Origin of the sequence: Chitinophaga varians, assembly GCF_014529945.1 — a bacterium.
Taxonomy (GTDB): domain Bacteria; phylum Bacteroidota; class Bacteroidia; order Chitinophagales; family Chitinophagaceae; genus Chitinophaga; species Chitinophaga varians.
This window is the reverse complement of sequence record NZ_JACVFB010000002.1, coordinates 1,094,751-1,113,331: the sequence shown is the minus strand read 5'-3', so window position 1 is coordinate 1,113,331 and position 18,581 is coordinate 1,094,751. Positions and strand designations below refer to the sequence as shown.

Sequence of the window (18,581 nt, the reverse complement as noted above, 5' to 3'; positions counted from 1 at the left end):
TAGCAGATTTAATGAATGGTTTATTAAACTATAAGCAATACTTTATCTTCCGCTCATGGCAGTCAACATGTTGCCATAAACTGTATTGAGGTTGCTGAGGTTTTTGGCCAGCATGCTGATCTGCTCTTGTGTTTTCTTAGCGTCGTCAACACTACCACTCATAGCGGAAGCAGCTTTGTTCAGGTTGCTGTAGAAGTTGTTCATCGCTTTCAGGTGGTTGTTGGTGTCTTGCAGTTCCAGTTCGTAGATAGCATTAAGGGAAGCCAGGTTTTTGGTCATGCCCTGCATCTGTTCGTGGAAGCTTCTGGTAGACTCAGAGGCGCTATTGAAGGAAGATACTGCAGAAGCAGCAGTAGTGTAGGCATTAGCTACATTACCGATAGCAGCGGCAGCTTCTCTTGTTTTCTGGGTGTAGTCACCGGTAGCAGCTACCACGTCGCTGATATCTCTCATTTTATCAACGGTAGTGCCCAGTTTCTGGAAGTTTTCGCTCAGGCGTTGCAGATTAGCAGGTGTGATGTCTGCTTCCTGCAGCATTTTGTCGAGACCAGCAACAGCAGGGCTGCCGGCAACGGCTACTACCTGGCCTTCAGCATGGGAGGCGCCGGAATCGGGAACGAAAGCATATACAAAGAAGATGAGCGCTTCAGTGCTCAGACCTAAAATCAAAGCGATATCCGCTCCCCGCCAGTGTTGCAGTTTAAATAACGCTCCGATAATTACAACAGAAGCGGCAATACATACGAAAAAGTTCAGCCATTTAGCTTTGTTAGGATTCATAGCCATAGGTTAAAATTTACTGGTTAAAGTGATAAGTGTTAAAGTTCTCTGTATGGAATAGTTATTTCTCACTGATTTGCTTAGTGTGTGCATAAACAAAGGCTTTTCTGGTTTAACGGATCAGCAATTATCTGTGTTTAGCTCTTCTGCTCAATGCGATCGTACATCTGAAACCTACATACGATTTGGCACTATCCTGATATTCATAAGTTCTGGTACCTGTTTGCAGGAAGTAACCCACATCTTTCCAGGAACCGCCTCTGATGGCTTTACGTTTCATTTTCAACGGCGCATCATCCGGAACGTCCATTCTGAGATAAGGGTTCATATCGGAAGTAAACGAATAGGCGTTTTCATAGAAGATGTCAGCAGTCCATTCTGCTACGTTACCGGCCATGCAATACAGACCGTAGTCGTTAGGCCAGTAAGCGTCAGCACGTACGGTGTAGAAACCACCGTCTTCCGGATAGTTACCGCGGCCTGGTTTGAAGTTTGCCAGCAGACAGCCTTTTTTGTTGCGGATATAGTAACCACCCCAGGGATAAGGTGTTTGCTCTCTGCCGCCACGGGCAGCATATTCCCACTGCGCCTCAGAAGGCAGCTGGAATTTGTCTTCCGTGAATAATTTTTTAGAGTTGCGGTAATCTTCCCAGAACTTACTTCTCCATTCGCAGAAAGCAGTGGCCTGGTGCCAGTTAACGCCTACTACCGGGTAGTTATCGAATGCCGGATGCCAGAAGTACATACGGGTCATCGGCTCGTTATACGCATAGGAGAAGTCCCTGATCCAGCACAGTGTGTCCGGATAGATAGGCACGTCTTTCTTAACGATGAACGTAGAACGAGGCTTGCCGAAGTTTTCCCTCAGCTTGGCTTTGTCCCAGTTGAACGTTTCCTGGTGATAAACCAGTTTCCCAACGTCAACGTCCTTGCGGCCGTACAGACGGTCTGCTTCTGTGTATATCATCGCGTCCAGCTTTTCCACTGTCGCTTTGTCTTTCCAGTTGATTTTCTGCTTCCAGTCGATGATGTCATGGCCATCATCCTGTTTAACATGGCCTAACAGAATGTGGGCAATAGAGTCCTGAACCCATTGCACAAACTGGCGGTACTCGTTGTTCGTGATCTCCGTGGCATCCATATAGAAGCCGGAGATAGAGATCGACTTGTTACGCGCAGTGTAGGCATAGTTCACGTCCTCATCGCTGGGGCCCATGTGAAATGTTCCCGCAGGAACATAAACCATCCCATAGGGTACAGGGGGGGTGTACTTCGGTCTGGGGCTTACGCCGATCAGTTGCCCTTGTGCGTTTTTGGGGCCTTTACTACCGCCACAGCTGGCCAGCAGGGAAACCAGCAAAAGTGCCAACAGACCTCTTAAATAATTAAGCTTCATAAGGGTAGCTTTCATCAGAATATGTTTTTCTATAACCAGCCTGGTGTTTTTTGCCTGAATGCTAGGGAACACATTTCTCATATTTATCACCCGCTTTGTTTATATGAAAGATAGCAAATGTAATAATAAAATTTAATTTGTAGTCAACTTTTACACAACTTTTTCAATTCTACACACGTCGGTTCGGTAACTAATTTAAACGTATTTTTTAACATTTTATTATATCACCGGTCCAACATTTATTTTACCTAAACTACCCTTATAACGGGCAAGTTACATAATTATTCTATTAAATTAATAATTTCTTGTATATAAAACACCGGCTTAATACAATGATAATCCTTACACAAATAAACTAATGTGTTATTTTCCCGGTATCTATCCAACAAAAGGGGGATTTCTGGCTGATTTTTTTCTGACCCGATTAAAATCCGGAAAGGGATAAACCAGTTGCCCGCCTCCTGCATCCGCTCGCGGAAATCCTTGCCCACCACCGCTATCTCCGGGGTCCCTTTTACAAACTGTAATAACTGGCTCGCCCACACGCCGAAAGAAGTTGGGTACCGCGTCACCGTCTGGGCAATACCTGATAAGGCTGCCACCGCCTTGTTTCCCCAATCTTTATTATCGAAAACAACGGAAAGATACCAAAGGTTCTGCACCATGATCGCATTACCACTGGGCACCGCTCCGTCGTACACTTCTTTCTTACGCACAATCACATCATTCTGCCCGTCTATGGTATAATAGAAAAGATGACCACCGTCACCAAAATGATCGTTCACAAAAGCCGTAATATCATGCGCCTGGTACAGGTAACGGGTATCGCCGGTAATTTCCTGCAAGGCTATCAGCGCCCGTATCAGACAGGCATAATCATCCAGGAAAGCAGGGTACTTGGCCTGCCCGTTTTTCCAGGTATGATAGAACGCCTGTGTACCGTCGTTTTGCCGGAAATTGGCCAACAGGAAATCCATGTTGCGCACCGCCATCTGCCGGTAGCTATCATCGCCCAGGACGGCAAAAGCACGGCAGCAGGCATGCACCATCAGGGCATTCCAGCCCAACAGTATTTTGTCATCCAGCCCCGGACGGATACGGTTGGCCCGCACAGCCAGCAGCTTCTCGCGGCAGCCTTTCAGCATAGCGCCCAGCACCGCCGGATCGTACCCTTTCTCCGCGGCAAATTGCTCCAGCGGCTGTTGTATCCATAGTATGTTCTGCTCTTCCCAGTTGCCATGCTCGGACACATCATAAAACTCACAGAAAGGGCCCGCCTGTTCTCCCAGCACATGATGTATCTCCGCCTTGCTCCAGGTGTAAAACTTCCCTTCCACCCCTTCAGAGTCGGCATCCAGTGCGGCATAGAAACCACCTTCCGGCGCTGTCATCTCCCGGGTAATAAAAGTCAGGGTGTCTTTTATAGTTTGTGCATATACGTTATGCCTGGTCAATTGCCAGGCATCACACAACACATCTATCAGCAAGGCATTGTCATACAACATCTTCTCAAAGTGCGGGGCCAGCCATTTCTCATCAGTGGAATAGCGGGCAAAACCGCCACCCAGCTGGTCATACAGGCCACCCTGCAACATTTTGTCGAGTGATAACAAAGCTTGTTGCAGTGCTTCGGGATGTTTAAAAGCATGATGATGCCGCAGCAAATACGCGATGGTAAAGGTTTGCGGGAACTTGGGCGCCCGGCCGAAACCGCCCCATGTCTTATCTCCCTGCCGTAGCATGTTTTCACAGATAGTGTCGCATTGCTGACGGGTAAACAGTTCTTCCCGCGGTATATTGAAATTAACCCCCGGGTCCATCCCGAACTGGCTCGACTGGTCGATATGTTGGGTCAGATTATCCGCCTGTGTTTCAATATCCTCCCGCTTGTTGGCAAAAGCATCTGCCAGCGACAGGAGCACATCTTTCCACGAGGGCCTGTTATAGGCCTTTACCGGCGGGAAATAGGTACCGCCGTAGAACGGCTTTTTATCGGGGGTAAGAAATACATTCAACGGCCATCCGCCGGCGCCGGTCATCGCCTGCACCGCGTCCATATAAATATGGTCCAGGTCCGGTCTTTCTTCCCGGTCTATCTTAATATTGATAAAATGCTCATTCATGATGCCAGCGGTAGCAGCATCTTCAAAGCTTTCCCGCTCCATCACATGACACCAGTGACAAGCGGCATATCCTATGCTGACCAGAATCGGTTTATCTTCCCTTCTGGCCCGCTCCAGTGCCTCTTCTCCCCAGGGATACCATTCCACCGGGTTATGCGCGTGCTGCAATAAATAAGGACTGGTTTCGCCCGCGAGTTTATTCATGGATTCCGCTTAATTGGTTGAAACTGGAATAGTGTTGACTGATAACGATACAGGCTACAAGAATAAAAAGATTTTGACAGAATTACCAGTTCCGTAAAATATTTTTTGAGGAGCGCAGCATAAGGGGAGGAGAGTAGCTGCTGCGGCCGCTTCGCAGTAAAAAATCAGGGATGGCTATTGCCATCCCTGGTAAACTATTTATGCGACACACATTTTCGCTTATTTTTTGTTGAGACCTGCGAGGTACTGGTCCAGTGCAGCCGCCATAGACGGTGCTTGCGGAGCCGGCGCTTTCACATCCAGTCTTAATCCTGCTTCTTCCACCGCTGCCGACGTAGTAGGCCCGAAAGCTCCGATACGTGTTCCGTTTTGCTCAAAAGAAGGCATGTTTTCAAATAATGACTTCACGCCGGAAGGACTGAAAAACACGATCATGTCGTAGTTCGTTTTGCCCAGGATCTCCTTTACATCGTTGGAAACGGTTTTATAAAGGGTCGCTGTGGCATACTCACATTTGTTTGTTTTCAACCATTCCTCAATGTCCTTTTTCTGACTGTCTGAACTGGGGAAGAGGAACTTCTCATTGTCCCGGTGTTTGTTCATTACTTCCAGTACACCTTTGGTAGAACCGTCAGCTCCGTAAAACACCTTCCGCTTACGATAGAGAATGAATTTCTGCAGGTATAGTGCAACTGCTTCCGTGATACAAAAGTACTTGCAGTCCTGCGATACTTTAACCTTCATTTCTTCACAGATCCGGAAAAAGTGATCCACCGCATTACGACTGGTAAAAATTACTGCCGTGAAAGCCAGGATGTCAATTTTCTGTTTCCGAAACTCCTTAGCGGGTAAGCCTTCCACCCTGATGAATGGATAAAAGTCCAGTTTTACGTTGAACTTCTTTGCCAGATCAAAATAGGGAGACTTTTCTGTTTCAGGCTTAGGTTGAGAAATTAGGATTGACTGAATTTGTTTACCTTGCAAATCTTTTTTTGGCCCGCCTTTAATCATACTTTTTTATGCTCTTGTGTTAACAATAGGCGATAATCAAGGATTACCAGTTAACCAGATATTCAGCAGCACCTTTGTTAATATTAGCACCGGCGCTACTTCGAATGCGCAAAGGTAAAGAAAAAAATGCAATTTACTGAAGGATAGGTACTGCCTAACCAAAGAATAAGATCTAATATATCGGTAGACAACCAGTAATACTATAAAAAATATCGAAATATAGAGGAAAGTCCGGGCAATTTCCACGTCACAAAACGCCAACACCACCAGGAACGGCACTAAAAGCACCCCCAGAATTTTATTGATCAGGTACAGAATAAAGATATAGGCATCGGCCAGCTCGCTGTTGCCAAACAACCAGCCACAGAAACGGAGCATCACATATTTGATCCCATAAACAGCCGCCACCAGAACAATCAGACCTGGGATCAGCAACCATGGCTCCGCCTGAGGAAACACCTGCTGCCGGTACAATACCAGGTAAAGATATACCCCCAGCGACACCGCAAAAAAGGTATTAAGCAACATATTCGGGAAAGGCGCCTGTGACAGCTGGTCTTTCAGCTGGCGCTGGCTCAGCGTGGGATTAAAGAAAGCCCGGAACAGGTCCACAAAATACTTGGTATAAGACAGCCGGATAATGCTCAGCAGCAGCAATATACCGCCTACCAGATATACCAGCCAGTCCATATCACGAAAAGGCCGGATGGTATTCGTATCCCTGAAAACAGGCCTGCCTGGCTTCAGGAATATATTTTCCTGCGCCAGCTTCTTCATGTACAGGTCATATTCGGATATCGGCTTGGGCCTGGAGGCAGCCGCCAGCGCGGCGCTGTCGGTTTTATGCGCGCTCGTGTCCACCGGCACTGCGGCGGTAGCTGGTACCGCAGCTGTTCTGACAGTGTCTTTCCTGATGGTACGCACCGTGTCCTTTTTCACCGCCACGGCAGCCGGCCGCGGCTTCGGACGAAGCGAATCAGGCACCACACGGGTAGCCGCAGGTTTCTTTTTTACAGGGGCAGGCACAGCAGTACTGTCCGCTGTTTGTGCCATGATCGGTAAGTAGCTGAAAATAAATAGAAACAATAACCAGTTGCGCACCAGGAAAATATTTTGCAATGACTTTTTAATCGGTTTTCCAATTTCAACGTGTGCCCCTCACCACACTAACCAGGGGGCAATTAACACCGTCCTGTTCACATAACAAAACTGAAACGTAATTTTGCTGTTTGCAAAGATATTAAAATAGTCCATAGTTGACCCGCAAAACGGCAACAGCAGGCTATTATAAAAAACGTTCATGGCCGGAATTTATTTACATATTCCCTTTTGTAAGCAGGCTTGTTACTACTGCAATTTCCATTTTTCCACCTCGCTGGCCCGCAAAGCGGAGATGGTGCAATGCCTCCTGCAGGAAATCGACCTGCAAAAGGACTACCTCGGTGGCGAACGGATAGAGACCATCTACTTTGGCGGCGGCACGCCCAGTTTACTTAGTACCGCGGAACTGCAGCTGCTGCTTTCCCGCCTGCACAGCACCTTCGAGGTGGCGCCTGACGCGGAAATCACGCTGGAAGCCAATCCCGACGATCTGGACATGGCCAAACTACAATCGCTCCGCGATGCCGGTATCAACCGGCTCAGCATCGGGATACAGTCGTTCCATGAGGCCGACCTCCAATGGATGAACCGTGCGCATAACAGCCGGCAGGCGCTGGACTGTATCGTCCAGGCGCAACAACTCGGATTTCGCAACATCACGATAGACCTCATCTATGGCGGCCCCACGCTCACCGACGAAGGATGGCGGCAAAATGTGGAGCAGGCCATTGCCCTGGGTGTCCCGCATCTGTCCTGCTACGCGCTCACCGTGGAACCCGGCACCGCGCTGGACCATTTCATCCGTAGGAAGAAAATGGAAGCTACCGATCCGGACAAAGCTGCCCGTCATTTTGAGCAGCTGATGCAATGGCTGGAGGCTGCCGGCTACGAGCATTACGAAATCTCCAATTTCTCGCTGCCCGGCTGGCATTCGCGGCATAACAGCAGCTACTGGCAGGGCAGGTCCTATCTCGGCATCGGCCCTTCCGCTCACTCTTTCAATGGCCACTCGCGCCAGTGGAACGTTGCCAACAACGCTGCATATATCAAACGTATCACCGCTGGAGAAGTACCAGCAGAAATAGAAAGTCTCACCACAGCGATGCAGTTCAATGAATACATTATGACTTCCCTGCGCACTTCCGCTGGCTGTAACCTGGAATGGGTGGCGGAAAAATTCGGCGCAGATCAAAGCCTTCGGCTACAGCGGGAAAGCAAGGCATTGATCGCAAAAGGATGGATGGAATATCAGGGCGAAACACTGCGGCTCACTAAGGCCGGGCGGCTGTTTGCAGACGGCATCGCAGCAGATTTGTTCATTTAAGTCCCCAGGGCTGAAGCCCTGGGTTACACTGTTATTCAGGTATCTAAACTGATCAGCAAATAGTTTTTGGGGAAGAAAAAATTTAGGGATTCAATTATCCGGAAGAACTCCAAATAACTAAATCCCTAAATCAAAAAATCCCTAAATGCTTTTATTACCAGCCCAGTACGTAAGAGAAGATCAGCGGTGCTACGATAGTAGCATCTGATTCCACGATGAACTTAGGCGTATGTATATCCAGTTTGCCCCAGGTGATTTTCTCGTTGGGAACAGCGCCGGAATAGGAACCGTAAGAAGTAGTAGAGTCGGAGATCTGGCAGAAATAGCTCCAGAAAGGAACGTCTGTCCATTCCAGGTCCTGGTACATCATCGGCACCACACAGATCGGGAAGTCACCTGCGATACCACCACCGATCTGGAAGAAGCCAACGCCTTTACCACCGGAGTTTTTACGGTACCAGTCAGACAGGAATATCATGTATTCAATACCGCTCTTCATGGTAGAAGCTTTCAGTTCACCTTTGATGCAGTAAGAAGCGAAGATGTTACCCATGGTGCTATCTTCCCATCCCGGAACGATGATAGGAATATTTTTCTCCGCAGCAGCCAGCATCCAGCTGTTTTTAGGATCGATTTCATAGTTTTCTTTCATGACACCGCTCAGCAGCAGTTTGTACATGAACTCATGCGGGAAATAACGTTCACCGGCATCTTCTGCGTCTTTCCAGATTTTGTGGATATGTTTCTGGATACGGCGGAAAGCCTCTTCTTCAGGAATACAGGTATCGGTAACGCGGTTAAAGCCTTGTTCCAGGAGGTCCCATTCTTCCTGCGGGCTCAGGTCACGGTAGTTAGGCACTCTTTTGTAGTGGGTGTGTGCTACCAGGTTCATGATATCCTCTTCCAGGTTAGCGCCGGTACAGGAGATGATGTCTACTTTGCCCTGACGGATCATTTCAGCGAAAGAAATGCCCAGCTCGGCCGTACTCATAGCACCGGCCAATGTTACCATCATTTTACCGCCTTCCAGTAAATGTGTTTCGTATCCTTTGGCAGCATCCACCAATGCAGCAGCATTAAAGTGGCGGTAATGGTGCTGGATAAATTGAGAAATGGGTCCCTTATTCATGTCATTTAATCATTTATACATTAACAGCCTGGCTCATAAAGCCTTAACAGCTGGCAAAGTTAAGATAATTTTCCAAGGCAAAAGGAGAGGGGGCTATAAAAGAGAAAGGTCCGTGGCGGCGCCCACAGACCTGTTCATTTCAATCAAACGGAAAGCACAACTAAAACTAGGCTTTTTTGAGACGGCTCTGAACGCTGGTGCTACCAGATCCATCTGCTTTTAATACGGTCCAGGTATCTTTTCCTTCGAGGGTGATAAAGTATACAATATTACCGTTGGCAGCATATTCCACGATACAATAGATGCTGTCTTTCGCATATCTTTTATTGATCCTGGAAGTCAGTGCCAATGGGAGTTGTTCAGGCTCCAGGTAGCGGGAAGTGGCCAGCAGGGTGCCTGCATCGTCGAAGAAGGCAGTTACTTTGCTGCTGCGCATGTTGAATTTGGCCGTGAAGGTTTTGTTATCATCGGTATACCATTTCACTTCGCTGGCTCCGGCAAAAGTTTCACTGAAAGAGTGTTCTATTTTGCTATTGACTTTAGTTTCGTACGGATTTGCAAAGAGGGCGCCTGCAGTAAGCAGTAATGCTGCACTCATCAAAAGGATTAATTTTTTCATGGCGGAAAAAATTTAAGAGGTTTTTAAAAGTTTTTTTGTGTTGGTTTTTTGCTTTGATGACTCAAAACTACGACGGGAATGGATGGTTGGTCAAGGCATACTTTACTGGTGGAGGCACTTGATAACTTGGCGTATCCGCTATCGGACGTCCGGCTGGCCGGTGGCGGACAACTGCGCATCTCCCGCAGCCATGGCCTGTTTGTTGGTGCCACCTTGCCAATGTTGCATGGGCGTGTGTTAAGGTTGTGTTAAAGTGGATAAGAAATGTGGTCCAACGTGAAAACCGGTAAGCACTGACTATCAATGGCAAAACGATTGTTACATTTGTCTGGTTAAAACATCAGAAAGGCTTTATTATGAACTATCTGGCACACGCTTACCTTTCCTTTCACCAGCCGGCACTCATCACCGGCAACCTGATCGCGGATTATGTCAAAGGCCGGCAACAGCTGGCACTTTACAGCGCCGACGTGCAACGGGGTATCCGGCTGCACCGGGCTATTGATACTTTTACCGATCAACATGCCGTTACTGGTGAGGCCAAATCCTTTTTCCGTCCGGCATGCGGCCTTTACAGTGGTGTATTTACCGATCTGGTATATGATCATTTTCTGGCGACAGACAGTACCCGTTTCCCGGAAGAGAGCCTGTATGATTTCTCCAAAGAAGTATATGATGTGATTACCCATCAGGAAGAAGCCCTGCCGGCAAGATTTCTGGAGATGTTTGAATACATGCGGCAATACAACTGGCTGTATAATTACCGCGGTAACGATGGCATGGAGCGGGCGTTCCGGGGTATCAGCGCACGGGCCAAAGGATTAGCAAGCAGTCCTGCCGTTATTTTTGCTATCTTCCTTGAACATTACGAGGCATTAAAAGACTGTTATCAGGCCTTTTTCCCGGCACTCCAGACATATGTGGAAAGTTTGTTACAAAACGAAAACCACTAAGGGCCTGTTAAAGACACGGAGGTTACTTTCCCGATTCACTAAAAATTTCTAGGTTTGGGGCCGCAAATTGTTTTAAAAGAAAATAAAGCTCACAGGATGTTTAAAAAAGCCATCATTTTAGCCTTTGCACTCGGAGTATTCACCGCCAACGCAGGAGCTCAGGATAAAAAATTACCACCACTCGATGCCAGCCCCATGGACATGGCCTACTACCCACCCATGTACCCTTATGTGGTAAAAGTGAAGGGAGAACCCGGTACCCTGGTAGCCAGGGTTATCTACAGCCGCCCACAGACAAAAGGCAGAGAGATCTTTGGTAACCTGGAAGAGTATGGAAAAATATGGCGACTGGGCGCCAACGAAGCCACAGAGATAGAATTTTTCAGACCTGTAGTGATCGCTGGTAAAAATGTTCCTAAAGGACGGTACACCATGTATGCCATTCCCACCGAAAAAACATGGACTATTATCATCAACAGGGAAACAGATATCTGGGGCGCTTTCAAATATGATCCACGTAAAGATGTGGTGAGGACAGCCCTCCCGGTAACACCGCTGGAAACACCGTTGGACGCCTTCACCATGGTATTTGAAAAAGGAGATCCCGGTGCTAATCTGATTATCGCCTGGGATAAGGTAAGCGTAAGCCTGCCGATCAGGTGGACAGATGGTGGCGTGAAAAAATAGTACCCTCTACAAGATAAAAATACGATGGCCCAACGATATTGAAATCGTTGGGCCATCGTATTTTATATAACGGGGTACGTTGTTTTAAAAAGGAAAGGGCGGTAAGACTACCGCCCTAAGAATTTTAACCATATCCTATGAAAAACCTGAACGAATGTATATCGAATATCCGTACCCGTTAGGGTTCATTTGGTGAACGATATAAAAATGTTCGTAAGCGTGCTAAATCATTCCATCAACAATTTTTGAAGCGCTAAATTGGACAATAATTGCCGGGTCCGCTAAAATGTTTCCCATCACAAAAGGGAGTATATTTGAAAAACCACCAGAAATTGTTCATTATAAAATATTTAAGACATGAAGCTGGGAACTAAACTCATACACGCAGGTGTAGCGCCCGATCCCTCCACAGGGGCCATTATGACGCCTATCTTTCAAACCTCCACCTATGTACAGACTGCTCCGGGAGAGCATAAGGGGTACGAATATGCCCGCACCCAGAACCCCACCCGTGACGCGCTTCAAAACGCATTGGCTGCCATTGAGAACGGTACCCATGGTATTAATTTCGGCAGTGGCCTGGCCGCTACCGACGCCGTGATGAAATTGCTGTCGCCCGGCGATGAAGTTGTGGCTACCAACGACTTATATGGCGGCACCTACCGCATCTTCACCAAAGTATTTGAGCGTTACGGTATTAAGTTCTCTTTTGTGGGCATGCGTGATGCCGCCGGTGTGGCAGCACACATCACGCCCAAAACCAAAATGATCTGGCTGGAGACGCCCACCAACCCACTGTTGAACATCATTGACATTGCAGCCGTGGCGCAGGTGGCGCAGAAGAACGGCATACTGCTGTGCGTAGACAATACCTTCGCCTCTCCGTACCTGCAAAATCCGCTGGACCTGGGCGCAGACATCGTACTGCACTCCGCCACCAAATACCTGGGCGGGCACAGTGACGTGGTGCATGGCGCCATCATCGTTAAAAACGAAGAACTGGCCAAACAACTGTATTTCATACAAAACAGCTGTGGCGCCGTACCCGGCCCGCAGGATTGTTTTCTGGTGCTCCGTGGCATCAAAACCCTGCACGTACGCATGCAGCGACACTGCGAAAACGGAGAAAAAATCGCTCATTTCCTGCGCAACCACGATAAGGTGGACAAAGTATACTGGCCAGGCTTTACCGACCATCCCAATCACGATATCGCCAAACGTCAGATGCGGGGCTATGGCGGCATGATGTCCTTCACGCTGAAAGACGATAATATAGCAGCCGCCAACCGGGTGTTGAGCCATACACACCTGTTCTCCCTGGCAGAGTCCCTGGGCGGTGTGGAGTCGCTGATCGGGCATCCCGCCAGCATGACGCACGCATCTATCCCCCGTGAAGAGAGAATCAAAAACGGACTGGCCGATTCACTTATTCGCCTGAGTGTGGGCATCGAAGACGTGGACGACCTGATCGCCGATCTGAACCAGGCCATCGGATAACACGCTCATCAATCTGATTTTAATTCTTACCGGTTAAAAATTATCTTTACTAGGTATATCATTTTTACCTGGACCATATCCACAGCCTATTTTATCAGTGCTGACGAAATAAACCACCTGCGCTGCTGCCGGAGGGCAGCCGTTCAGGTGGTTGACGCGTATAGCCAGGCTGCAGATGCTACATGTGACACACTATGAAGATCCAACAACTGAAGGACTTCCTGAATGCGAAAGCGGCATCCTATAATCATCCGGATTTTATTGCAAATGACCCCATTTGCATCCCCCACCGCTTCAGCGAACTTCAGGACATTGAAATTGCCGGCCTCTTTGCCGCGATACTGGCCTGGGGCAACCGTACCAGCATTATCAACAAATGCACGGAACTGATGCGGCATATGGACAACGCGCCCTATGACTACATCCGCAATCATGATCCGCGCGACCGGATGAAGCTGATGACCTTCTGTCACCGCACCTTTAATGGCGTAGACCTCCTCTATTTCGTGGAATTCCTGCAGCATTACTATACCAACATCACTTCCCTTGAATTCGCTTTCAGCGGACATCTCAACCCGGAAGATGAAAACGTGGAAAAAGCCCTTGTCGGCTTCCATAAAATGTTTTTCTCACTCGAACATCCCACCCGTACTGAAAAACACATCTCTTCACCCGCCAAACATTCTGCATGCAAACGATTGAACATGTATTTACGCTGGATGGTGCGAAAAGATGAAAATGGCGTGGATTTTGGGCTGTGGCAACATATTTCACCATCACAACTGATATGCCCGATGGATGTTCACGTAAGCCGCGTGGCGACCAGGCTGGGGCTGATATCAGACGCGAAGTCTGACTGGAAAACAGCCGTGGCGCTTACCCACGAGCTCAAAAAACTGGACCCGGAAGACCCGGCCAAATACGACTTCGCCCTGTTTGGATTAGGTGTGATCGAAAAGTATGTTTGATTAAAATAAATTACGGTAATGAAAAAATTATTGGGCGCCATTGCAACCTTGCTGACATTGTCCTTTACCACTCAGGCTCAGGACTATATGTCTATTAACTACAACTTCAACAAGGGAGAACAGTTTGAACTGGAACAGAAGAGCCGTACGGAAACCTACACCACTATCAATGAGGCCCAGCAACGGGTGACCCGCGACTACAACAATATCATCACCATCGATGTCACCGATGTAATACCCGGCAAAGCGATACTCACATTCCGCTATAAAGAGCTGCGATTCAATTTCAACGCCAAAAACCAAAACATCTTTGTGGACGCCAAAGTGAACAAAGCGGAAGAACCTTTTCAGGCCGGCCTGAAAAAGCTGATCGACCAACCGTTTACCGTGGAACTGCAAAGCACTGGTGTGATCACAAAGATTGACGGCCTCGATAACCTGCTCAGCAACGCGGAAGCGGCCTTCAGCTCACTGAAAAAAGATGAACAGGAAGCTTATAAAAAACTGATGAAAGACCAGTTTGGCACCGACGCTTTCCGCGCCTGGCTGGAACAGCTGCTCATCATGTATCCGGCACACGGCATCAAAACCGGCACCCAATGGGAAGAAAGTGTGCCCCTCCGTGGTGGCCTTATCGGCAGAATAGATCTTTACTGGAACCTTCAGACATGGGATTCCCAGACCGCTAAGATCGGTGGCACTTCCAAAATAAATACGGATAAGGTGCAGACCCTGACCCTTGACGACGATATCAAGGCGACTGCCGAGATCAGCGGCACTACTTCATCCAACTACCTGGTCATGCGCAACAGCGGCATGCCCAGCATCTGTGTGCAGAATACCGAAATGAATGGTAACTACACCTACAAAGTGAACAAAGCCAAAGGCATTAAGCACGACCTGAAAGTGCCGGTGAAAGTGATCACTAACGCCTCCTACAAAATAAAACAGATGAAATAATGAACAGCTTTCCTGCACCATACCTTCAGGAGACAGCCACCTGGGCACAACAGACCTTTGAGGTGAGCGTGCCTCCGGGCAATATCAGCTACAACCAACTGGAGGAAATACTGGGCAGGAGACTGGAATATCTGATCAGCAACGATTTACAGCAGTTCATCTTTCTTCTCTATCGTATAGACGTGGCGGAGAAAAAAGTAAAACAGATACTCGCCTATGCGGCCCAGCAGGGCACTGACCCTTACCGGCCGATTGCGGCCCTGATCATAGAAAGGCAGTTGCAGAAAATAGCTTCCCGGGAAGCTTTCCGGCAGGATAACCTGCCGGACGATGAAGAAAGATGGTAAAGCATTTTGGGATTTTGAAATTTTGATATTTAGACATTTAAGGCTAGTCTGGTTAAGTCCAATAAGATCAGTCTGGTCCAATAAAAAAGCAGCGGCATTGCAAAAACCGCTGCTTTTTTATTGGACCAGATCAGACTAGCCTTAAATGTCTAAATATCAAAATTTCAAAATACCAAAATCAGAACATCAGCTCTTTTACTTTCTCTTTGTCTTCCTTCTCCTTGTCCAGGTCGAAGAAAGTACCGAATACCCGGTCCCAGAATGCAGAGCTTACACCAAAACCCCTTTCCTCGCTTTTGTAGTGATGCAGGTGGTGATTACGCCACAGCGGCTTCATAAACCTAAAAGGAGGGTTCCAGGCATGGATAGCATAGTGCATACTGCCATAAATGAGATACCCCAGCAGGAAACCCGGGAAGAACATAAAGGTGTACTGCCGCAGGAAAATGTACTGGCTGCCAAAGATCGCTGAAGCCAGGATCAGGCTCGGTACCGGCGGCATGAACAAACGCTGCTTGTCTCTCGGATATTCGTGGTGGTTACCGTGCATCACGTAAATAAAACGTTGCACACGAGGGCTCTCACTGGCAAAGTGAAAGATAAAGCGGTGCATGATATACTCGAAGAACGACCAGAATAACATCGCGCCAACGAATATCAGCCCCACCGTCCCTACTTCAAAACCTAATGTGTCATGGCTATAATAAAGCATATAGCCAATGATGGGCAAATACATTCCCCAGATCACCAGGGGATGCGTTTTGGTGAGCATCTCGAGGTACTGGCTTTCAAATAATCTTGCCTGTCCTTTGTTCTTAATCTTTTCAAATTTCATGAATCCCAATTTTAACGCGCAACAGTTACGGGAAAATGAATAAAACCCCTCTTATTTTACCCCGGCAGGTAGCTAAGCCCCGTCTGCCGATTTTCAGGCACAAAAATACAACCTTCACCTTAATTGGGATATTTTTAATCCTCATTTATCCATCAAATATTTATAACAATTGCTGTTCGCTACTGTTTGTAATGGATACGAAACTCCTTCAAATCCGGCTGGTAGGCCCGTTTCCGTTGTAGTTCATATTGATAAAGAATATTCCCCGCATCCCGGAAAAACGGATACCCTTCTTCCTCATATTCATATTTATCGTCATTTAAAATACCGTCACGGTTCACATACACCGTTCCGGTGAGCATAAACTCCACATGATGCTCAAAATCAACGATATAAGCCACATCCGTAAGGAAACCATATGACCAGCCCGTTTTATTGAACACCCGCATGGTAGATGGGATATGATGCCCTGCCCCCTTAAAAAGGAAAAACTTCGTATAGCTGTCGAAGTACGCTGTGGTATCATAAACCGGGTCCGTACTTTCGGAAGGGTACTCCGACATATACCGGTACAAGAACCGATAATCCTGCGGAGCAATCCGGAAACGCTGCGACACCGGCACCGACTGCGGGAAGATCACCGATTGCAACATTTGCTGCAGGTCCTGCAACGGCAGATTATTATGCCTGGTAAAATCCATCGGCTCAGATACCAGATGATCATTTTTATCCATATACCCTGCACCTATCCGGATGTTTCTGCTGTAATCATATTGCAGTCTGCTCACCGCAGGCGCCTGCTGATACAGGGTTTTACCGTTTTTTACAAACCGGATAGCATTGGTGTGCCTGTTTTCTTCTTCAGACAAAGGCATAAATCGTCGTACAATACGAACATCTTTATACCCCTTTTTCCATAGCCGCTCATGGATAGACTGCTGACCCACAAATTCATACAAACGGTTATAAGCATCGTTGTCGCTGATCAGGAATATCCGTTTGATATAATGATTGATGGACGGGAGCCCGCTTTTTGCCGTACTGTCGGTATGCACAGTTAGCTGTCCGCTTCCGCTGCTATCGGTGAGCATGGTGGTGTTGCCGTCCAGTCCGGGTACTTTCAGCTCCCGCATCTTTTCCAATGCCAGCAAGGCAATAGGCAACTTCACGGTGCTGGCCGGGTTAAAATACTGGTCCGCGTCCACGTTGAGGTAATAATGCCTGAAATGTGGCTGGTTATTGGCATCCCGGTCAATCTGTGTGTAAATCAACTGATACCGGAACGAGTCCGGATGTTGCAGCATATGCCGTAACAGCGGCGTAGCCTCGCGGTTGAACATGTTTTTGAGGAGCGTATCTGTACGGGGCTGTGCCTGCGCGAGGGACAGGCAGCCGCAAAGCAGCAACAACAAGCAGTGACGGATCATAGCGCAGCAATAGTGGTTCTGGTTGCCAAAATATAAAATTATCAGCTGGCGCCTAAGCGCTTCCTGATGTTTTCGTTAAAATTAGTCGGGGTAAGCCCGAAATGGGTATGAAGCGACTGCTCCAGTCCGGCGTCATTATTCTCTGCCTTCAACACTTCCAATGCCTTCGGGAATCCCTGCCGGCGTATCACGTCCTGTAACAACAAAGCATTGATGGTGAACTTCAGGCTGATATCCCCTACGCTGACATTATTTTTAAAAACCCGGTATAAATCCTCCCCGGGATGATCAGCGGCATATTTTTTCAACAGACCCAGACAGGTTGTATACGACTCGCCCCAGCCACCATCGGCATAATACGCCAATCCTTCTTCCATAGCGCGGTTGATTGGCCGGGGGAGAAACTTGTCGCAATAGAAATGAATGAGATCATGTCCATACCAGGGACTACCGACCCCGCTCATGAAAATATCGTTGTCCTTATCTGAATCGCCGCGTCGCATATAACTGGCGTTCGCATCATAGTCTACGCCCTTTACCCGCAGCAGCTCCTGCGCATCGCTGCAATGGTAGTAATGCAGCTTTACCGGCTTTGCGCCAAACCAGCCCGCCACTTCAGTATTAAAGTGATCAAACCGCCGCGCAGCGGCCATGTCCAGCGTATAGGGGTACAGGTAGTGAATATTACCTACCCATTGTTGTTTCCAGTCTTTGATCACATAATCGCGGGCGGGATAAAAAACAAACCGGTCTTTCCGGTCTCTCGCGATGATGCTGTAAATCATACGCACCACCGGCTGGCCGTCAGCCAATCCCACAAACCCCAGTTTAATCAGGTATTCCCCTTCCGGTTTGAGTTTGATCACATTCTGCAGTTGTGCTTTGTAGAAGCTGGTATCATTACGTTTGGCACTGTTCTCCACTTTTACAATTTCTTCAAACCCCATCCTGTAGCCCCGCAGGTAAGCAGTATCAATGTAAACAGATGGCTGGCCGGGATGGTCTTTATCCTTCAGAAACCCATCCAGACTTATCAGGAGCCTTGCTTTCAGGAGACTGTCTGCCGGTAATTTGGCTAACGGGGAGATGGTGTACCGTGAAGGTGACTGCGCCACAGTTGCCAGTGGCAGGACAAACAGCAGGCAGAGGGGCCATAAAAGGGATTTCATAACAGGTATTTATCTTCCTAATTTATACAAAAAAACCGCAGGAGCATCCTT

17 protein-coding genes are annotated in these 18,581 nt (G+C 47.9%); 7 read left to right on the top strand and 10 right to left on the bottom strand.

What is annotated here, in order from left to right:
• Positions 1 to 42: 42 nt before the first annotated feature.
• From porL to ICL55_RS12395, 5 genes are all read right to left on the bottom strand, one after another.
• Positions 43 to 780: a type IX secretion system motor protein PorL/GldL gene (gene porL / locus ICL55_RS12415; RefSeq protein WP_246496233.1), complete on the bottom strand. Its 738-nt coding sequence runs from the start codon at positions 778 to 780 to the stop codon at positions 43 to 45.
• Between the two features lie 127 nt (positions 781 to 907).
• Entirely contained in the window at positions 908 to 2,191 is a 1,284-nt protein-coding gene (gene porK, locus ICL55_RS12410; protein ID WP_240975088.1) for a T9SS ring complex lipoprotein PorK/GldK, read from the bottom strand.
• A 266-nt stretch (positions 2,192 to 2,457) separates the two neighbouring features.
• A complete protein-coding gene (locus ICL55_RS12405) occupies positions 2,458 to 4,503 on the bottom strand; it encodes a thioredoxin domain-containing protein (RefSeq protein WP_188097477.1) in 2,046 nt (681 codons plus the stop codon).
• A 219-nt stretch (positions 4,504 to 4,722) separates the two neighbouring features.
• Positions 4,723 to 5,514, bottom strand: coding sequence for a uroporphyrinogen-III synthase (locus ICL55_RS12400; RefSeq protein WP_188097475.1), 792 nt, complete (start codon positions 5,512 to 5,514; stop codon positions 4,723 to 4,725).
• A gap of 36 nt (positions 5,515 to 5,550) precedes the next feature.
• Positions 5,551 to 6,567 (bottom strand): DUF4271 domain-containing protein, encoded by a 1,017-nt coding sequence (locus tag ICL55_RS12395; RefSeq protein WP_188097472.1) that lies wholly within the window; start codon positions 6,565 to 6,567, stop codon positions 5,551 to 5,553.
• Between the two features lie 247 nt (positions 6,568 to 6,814).
• Between ICL55_RS12395 and hemW the strand changes: the two genes are divergently transcribed.
• Positions 6,815 to 7,939: a radical SAM family heme chaperone HemW gene (gene hemW, locus ICL55_RS12390; RefSeq protein ID WP_188097469.1), complete on the top strand. Its 1,125-nt coding sequence runs from the start codon at positions 6,815 to 6,817 to the stop codon at positions 7,937 to 7,939.
• A gap of 154 nt (positions 7,940 to 8,093) precedes the next feature.
• Here hemW and ICL55_RS12385 read toward each other — a convergent pair whose 3' ends face one another.
• Entirely contained in the window at positions 8,094 to 9,068 is a 975-nt protein-coding gene (locus ICL55_RS12385; protein WP_168870603.1) for a deoxyhypusine synthase family protein, read from the bottom strand.
• A 166-nt stretch (positions 9,069 to 9,234) separates the two neighbouring features.
• Positions 9,235 to 9,687 (bottom strand): hypothetical protein, encoded by a 453-nt coding sequence (locus ICL55_RS12380; protein ID WP_188097466.1) that lies wholly within the window; start codon positions 9,685 to 9,687, stop codon positions 9,235 to 9,237.
• Between the two features lie 356 nt (positions 9,688 to 10,043).
• Here ICL55_RS12380 and ICL55_RS12375 point away from each other — a divergent pair, with 356 nt between their 5' ends.
• The 6 genes from ICL55_RS12375 (at position 10,044) to ICL55_RS12350 (ending at position 15,099) form a co-directional block, all read left to right on the top strand.
• On the top strand, positions 10,044 to 10,640 hold the full coding sequence (locus tag ICL55_RS12375) for an acyl carrier protein phosphodiesterase (protein WP_188097463.1): 597 nt from the start codon (positions 10,044 to 10,046) through the stop codon (positions 10,638 to 10,640).
• 96 nt (positions 10,641 to 10,736) lie between these two features.
• A complete protein-coding gene (locus tag ICL55_RS12370; RefSeq protein ID WP_188097461.1) occupies positions 10,737 to 11,327 on the top strand; it encodes a DUF2911 domain-containing protein in 591 nt (196 codons plus the stop codon).
• A 357-nt stretch (positions 11,328 to 11,684) separates the two neighbouring features.
• A complete protein-coding gene (locus ICL55_RS12365; protein ID WP_188097460.1) occupies positions 11,685 to 12,824 on the top strand; it encodes a cystathionine gamma-synthase in 1,140 nt (379 codons plus the stop codon).
• A gap of 194 nt (positions 12,825 to 13,018) precedes the next feature.
• Positions 13,019 to 13,792, top strand: a complete 774-nt coding sequence (locus tag ICL55_RS12360) for a TIGR02757 family protein (protein ID WP_188097457.1) — start codon at positions 13,019 to 13,021, stop codon at positions 13,790 to 13,792.
• 18 nt (positions 13,793 to 13,810) lie between these two features.
• Complete coding sequence (locus tag ICL55_RS12355; protein WP_188097455.1) at positions 13,811 to 14,752, top strand: DUF6263 family protein; 942 nt, start codon at positions 13,811 to 13,813, stop codon at positions 14,750 to 14,752.
• Positions 14,752 to 15,099: a hypothetical protein gene (locus ICL55_RS12350; RefSeq protein ID WP_188097453.1), complete on the top strand. Its 348-nt coding sequence runs from the start codon at positions 14,752 to 14,754 to the stop codon at positions 15,097 to 15,099. The genes ICL55_RS12355 and ICL55_RS12350 overlap by 1 nt, the downstream gene beginning before the upstream one ends.
• A gap of 178 nt (positions 15,100 to 15,277) precedes the next feature.
• On the opposite strand, the gene ICL55_RS12345 is transcribed toward ICL55_RS12350, so the two are convergent.
• The 3 genes from ICL55_RS12345 to ICL55_RS12335 all read right to left on the bottom strand — a co-directional run bounded on the left by ICL55_RS12345 (position 15,278) and on the right by ICL55_RS12335 (position 18,530).
• A complete protein-coding gene (locus ICL55_RS12345; protein ID WP_188097451.1) occupies positions 15,278 to 15,934 on the bottom strand; it encodes a sterol desaturase family protein in 657 nt (218 codons plus the stop codon).
• A 179-nt stretch (positions 15,935 to 16,113) separates the two neighbouring features.
• Positions 16,114 to 17,361: a serine hydrolase gene (locus ICL55_RS12340; RefSeq protein WP_188097449.1), complete on the bottom strand. Its 1,248-nt coding sequence runs from the start codon at positions 17,359 to 17,361 to the stop codon at positions 16,114 to 16,116.
• Between the two features lie 41 nt (positions 17,362 to 17,402).
• Positions 17,403 to 18,530, bottom strand: a complete 1,128-nt coding sequence (locus tag ICL55_RS12335) for a hypothetical protein (protein WP_188097447.1) — start codon at positions 18,528 to 18,530, stop codon at positions 17,403 to 17,405.
• Positions 18,531 to 18,581: the final 51 nt, after the last annotated feature.

Coding starts and splice junctions, on each gene's coding strand:
- porL (WP_246496233.1), bottom strand. CDS start 780: ATGAATCCTAACAAAGCTAAATGGCTGAACTTTTTCGTATGTATTGCC.
- ICL55_RS12340 (WP_188097449.1), bottom strand. CDS start 17,361: ATGATCCGTCACTGCTTGTTGTTGCTGCTTTGCGGCTGCCTGTCCCTC.
- porK (WP_240975088.1), bottom strand. CDS start 2,191: ATGAAAGCTACCCTTATGAAGCTTAATTATTTAAGAGGTCTGTTGGCA.
- ICL55_RS12370 (WP_188097461.1), top strand. CDS start 10,737: ATGTTTAAAAAAGCCATCATTTTAGCCTTTGCACTCGGAGTATTCACC.
- ICL55_RS12360 (WP_188097457.1), top strand. CDS start 13,019: ATGAAGATCCAACAACTGAAGGACTTCCTGAATGCGAAAGCGGCATCC.
- hemW (WP_188097469.1), top strand. CDS start 6,815: ATGGCCGGAATTTATTTACATATTCCCTTTTGTAAGCAGGCTTGTTAC.
- ICL55_RS12335 (WP_188097447.1), bottom strand. CDS start 18,530: ATGAAATCCCTTTTATGGCCCCTCTGCCTGCTGTTTGTCCTGCCACTG.
- ICL55_RS12385 (WP_168870603.1), bottom strand. CDS start 9,068: ATGAATAAGGGACCCATTTCTCAATTTATCCAGCACCATTACCGCCAC.
- ICL55_RS12400 (WP_188097475.1), bottom strand. CDS start 5,514: ATGATTAAAGGCGGGCCAAAAAAAGATTTGCAAGGTAAACAAATTCAG.
- ICL55_RS12350 (WP_188097453.1), top strand. CDS start 14,752: ATGAACAGCTTTCCTGCACCATACCTTCAGGAGACAGCCACCTGGGCA.
- ICL55_RS12365 (WP_188097460.1), top strand. CDS start 11,685: ATGAAGCTGGGAACTAAACTCATACACGCAGGTGTAGCGCCCGATCCC.
- ICL55_RS12355 (WP_188097455.1), top strand. CDS start 13,811: ATGAAAAAATTATTGGGCGCCATTGCAACCTTGCTGACATTGTCCTTT.
- ICL55_RS12405 (WP_188097477.1), bottom strand. CDS start 4,503: ATGAATAAACTCGCGGGCGAAACCAGTCCTTATTTATTGCAGCACGCG.
- ICL55_RS12345 (WP_188097451.1), bottom strand. CDS start 15,934: ATGAAATTTGAAAAGATTAAGAACAAAGGACAGGCAAGATTATTTGAA.
- ICL55_RS12395 (WP_188097472.1), bottom strand. CDS start 6,567: ATGGCACAAACAGCGGACAGTACTGCTGTGCCTGCCCCTGTAAAAAAG.
- ICL55_RS12375 (WP_188097463.1), top strand. CDS start 10,044: ATGAACTATCTGGCACACGCTTACCTTTCCTTTCACCAGCCGGCACTC.
- ICL55_RS12380 (WP_188097466.1), bottom strand. CDS start 9,687: ATGAAAAAATTAATCCTTTTGATGAGTGCAGCATTACTGCTTACTGCA.